1 protein-coding gene is annotated in these 3,992 nt (G+C 70.2%); it reads left to right on the plus strand.

Going from position 1 to position 3,992, the window contains the following annotated elements; genetic code table 11:
* Nucleotides 1-3,992: beta strand repeat-containing protein (locus Dpoa2040_RS16645; protein WP_371810665.1), on the plus strand; the 3,992-nt coding region annotated here is incomplete at both ends.

Genomic DNA, 3,992 nt, shown 5'->3' on the forward strand with positions numbered 1-3,992 from the left:
GTGACGCGGGGGCGCAGACGCTGACGGTCAGCGGCAGCGGGCTGAGCGGGTCGGGCCGCTGGCAGGCGACGGGCGACCTGTCGCTGGACGGGCTGGCGACGGCGCAGTGGGACGGCACGCTGCTGGCGGGAGGCGGACTGACGGTGAGCGCGGCGAGCCTGACCAACCGGGGCACGCTGGCGGGCGGTCAGGTGAGCCTGATGACGCCGGGGCTGAGCAATACGGGTACGGTGAGCGGGCGTCAGGTCGGGGTCCAGACGGCGCAGTTGGTTAACGGCGGGACGCTGTCGGCGGACGAGGGGCTGTCGATACAGGCTCAGACCGGGCTGGACAACAGCGGGTCACTGCTGTCGGGGGGCGCGCTGACAATACAGGCGGGGCAGACGGTCAACCGCGGGGTGCTGTCGGGTGACACGGTGACGCTGAGCGGTGATGCGCTGTGGAACGGCGGACGGGTGCAGGGTCGCCAGTCGGTGGGGCTGACGGCGGCGACGGGATTCAGCCAGACGGCGGACGGCGCGCTGACCAGCGGCGGGCAGGTGACGGTATTGGCCGGTGCGGTGGATACCGGCGGCAGCGTAACGGCGCAGGGGCTGACACTGGACGGCGGACGGTGGCGCAATCAGGGCACGGTGAGCCTGGGCGGCGACGGGCGGCTGACGCTGGATGAACTGGATAACGGCGGGTCGCTGCTGGCCGCGGGGTCGTGGGACATGGCTGCCGGGCGACTGGGTAACGGCGGTACGTTGCAGGGCAGCGGACTGCGGCTGCGGGGCGACACGCTGGACAATCAGGGGACGTTTACCGGCACGGCGCAGACGGCGCTGAAACTGGACGGGGCGCTGACCAACACCGGTCTGCTGAAAGGACAGCGGCTTGAGCTGACGGCGGCGGGGCTGGACAACGGCGGCACGCTGCTGGGGGTGGACGCGCTGACGCTGGCGATAACCGGGACGGCGCGCAATCAGGCATCGGGCCGGTGGCTGAGCCAGGGCGCGGGACGTCTGACGGCCCACACGCTGGACAATCAGGGAAACTGGCAGAGCGACCGTATTGATGTCATGGCGCAGGCCATCCGCAACGCCGGGCAGCTGCTGGGGCTGTCGGCGCTGACGCTGACGGCAAACGACGAGCTGACCAACACCGGGACCGGCAACCTGCTGACGCAGGGCGCGGCGGTGCTGACGGCGGCATCGGTGGACAACGATGGCGGGTGGCAGGCGGGGAGCCTGCTACTGACGGCAGACCAGCTGCGCAACGGCGGGCGGATACAGAGCGACGGCGCACTCACGGTGGCGCTGTCACCATCGGGCCGGCTTTCCAACAGTGGGACGCTGGCTGCGAACGGCGAGGCGACGCTGTCGCCGGGCGTACTGGACAACCGGGGGACGCTGTCGGTGCGGGGTAACCTGACGGTCGCCGGGGCGGACCTGCACAATGCGGGACAGGTGGCGACACAGGGCGCGCTGACGCTGAAATTGAGCGGGGACTATGACGGCGCGGGGGACCTGTACAGTGAGGCCGCGCTGACGCTGGACGGGGCGGATATCACCAACGGCGGCGGACACTGGCAGGGCAGCACGCTGGCGGTCACCGGACACCAACTGATCAATCAGGGGGTTCTGGCCGGCGAACGTATTGCGCTCAGCGGTCAGCAACTGGACAACACCGGCAGCATCACCGGGGGGCGGTCGCTGACGGTGACCCTGCCCGGTGGGCTGACCAACGCCGGACGACTGGAAGGACAGCGGCTTGAGCTGACGGCGGCGGGGCTGGATAACAGCGGCACGCTGCTGGGGGTGGACGCGCTGACGCTGGCGATAGCCGGAACGGCGCGTAATCAGGCATCGGGCCGGTGGCTGAGTCAGGGCGCGGGGCGTCTGACGGCCCACACGCTGGACAATCAGGGGCAGTGGCAGGGCGACAACCTGACGGTCACGGCGCAGACCCTGCGCAATGCCGGGGAACTGCTGGGTCTCTCCGCCCTGACGCTGACGGCAAACGACGCACTGACCAACGCCGGGACCGGCAGACTGCTGACGCAGGGCGCAGCGGTGCTGACCGCGGCCCGTGTGGACAACGACGGTGAGGGACAGGCGGGGAGCCTGCTACTGACGGCGGACAGCCTGCGTAACGGTGGGCATATCATCAGTGAGGGCGCGCTGCAAATCACGCTGCCGGCAACGGACGACACGCCGCTGCGGGCGGCACGGCAACTGGCGCAGGATGTACAGGCTGCGGGGCTGCCGGCAGGCAGCCTGAGCAACAGCGGCACGCTGGCTGCCGGGGGCGACAGCCGGATCAGCGCCGGGCGGGTGGAGAATCAGGGAATGCTGGCCGGCAGGGACCTGACGCTGAGCGCCCGTGACGTGATCAACGGCGGACGGCTGGAGAGCCGCACCCTGCAACTGACCGGCGAGCGGCTGGACAATGGCGGCACGCTGCTGGCGGAACGGGGCGGTGAGCTGCGGCTGACCGGCGCACTGAGTATGGGCGCGGACGGCCAGCTGCTCAGCAACGGCGACTGGCAGGTGCAGGCCGGCGCGGTGAACACGCAGGGGCTGTGGCAGGGGAACGCCCTGACCCTGAACGCGGATACGCTGGCAAACGCCGGTTCGTTGCTGGCGACGGACGGCGTGACGCTGGCCCTGTTGCAGGACTATACCGGCGGCGCAGGCAGCCGGGTATTGGGCAACGGGGCGGTGACGTTGACGGCGGACCGGTTGTTCAACGCCGGGCGGCTGGAAGGACAGCGGCTTGAGCTGACGGCGGCGGGGCTGGACAACAGCGGCACGCTGCTGGGGGTGGACGCACTGACGCTGGCGATAGCCGGAACGGCGCGTAATCAGGCATCGGGCCGGTGGCTGAGCCAGGGCGCGGGGCGTCTGACGGCCACTGAGCTGGACAATCAGGGAAACTGGCAGGGCGACAACCTGACGGTCACGACGCAGACCATCCGCAATGCCGGGCAACTGCTGGGGCTGTCGGCGCTGACGCTGACGGCAAACGACGCGCTGACCAACACCGGCACCGGTAGTCTGCTGACACAGGGCGCGGCGGTGCTGCGGGCGGCGTCGGTGGACAACGACGGTGCGTGGCAGGCGGACAGCCTGCTACTGACGGCGGACAGCCTGCGTAACGGCGGGCATATCATCAGTGAGGGCGCGCTGCAAATCACTCTGCCGGCAACGGACGACACGCCGCTGCGGGCGGCACGGCAACTGGCGCAGGATGTACAGGCTGCGGGGCTGCCGGCAGGCAGCCTGAGCAACACCGGCACACTGGCTGCCGGGGGCGACAGCCGGATCAGCGCCGGGCGGGTGGAGAATCAGGGAATGCTGGCCGGCAGGGACCTGACGCTGAGCGCCCGTGACGTGATCAACGGCGGGCGGCTGGAGAGCCGCACCCTGCAACTGACCGGCGAGCGGCTGGACAATGGCGGCACGCTGCTGGGGGTGGACGCACTGACGCTGGCGATAGCCGGGACGGCGCGCAATCAGGCATCGGGCCGGTGGCTGAGTCAGGGCGCGGGGCGTCTGACGGCCACCGCGCTGGACAATCAGGGGCAGTGGCAGGGCGACAACCTGACGGTCACGGCGCAGACCATCCGCAATGCCGGGCAGCTGCTGGGGCTGTCGGCGCTGACGCTGACGGCAAACGACGCGCTGACCAACACCGGCACCGGTAGTCTGCTGACACAGGGCGCGGCGGTGCTGCGGGCGGCGTCGGTGGACAACGACGGCGAGGGGCAGGCGGGGAGCCTGCTACTGACGGCGGACAGCCTGCGTAACGGCGGGCATCTCGTCAGTGAGGGTGCACTGCAAATCACGCTGCCGGCCACAGACGACACGCCGCTGCGGGTGGCACGGCAACTGGCGCAGGATGTACAGGCTGCCAGTCAGGGTGTGCTGAGCAACACCGGCACACTGGCTGCCGGGGGCGACAGCCGGATCAGCGCCGGGCGGGTGGAGAATCAGGGAATGCTGGCCGGT

It is taken from the genome of Dickeya sp. CFBP 2040 (genome assembly GCF_012273755.1).
GTDB lineage: Bacteria > Pseudomonadota > Gammaproteobacteria > Enterobacterales > Enterobacteriaceae > Dickeya > Dickeya poaceiphila.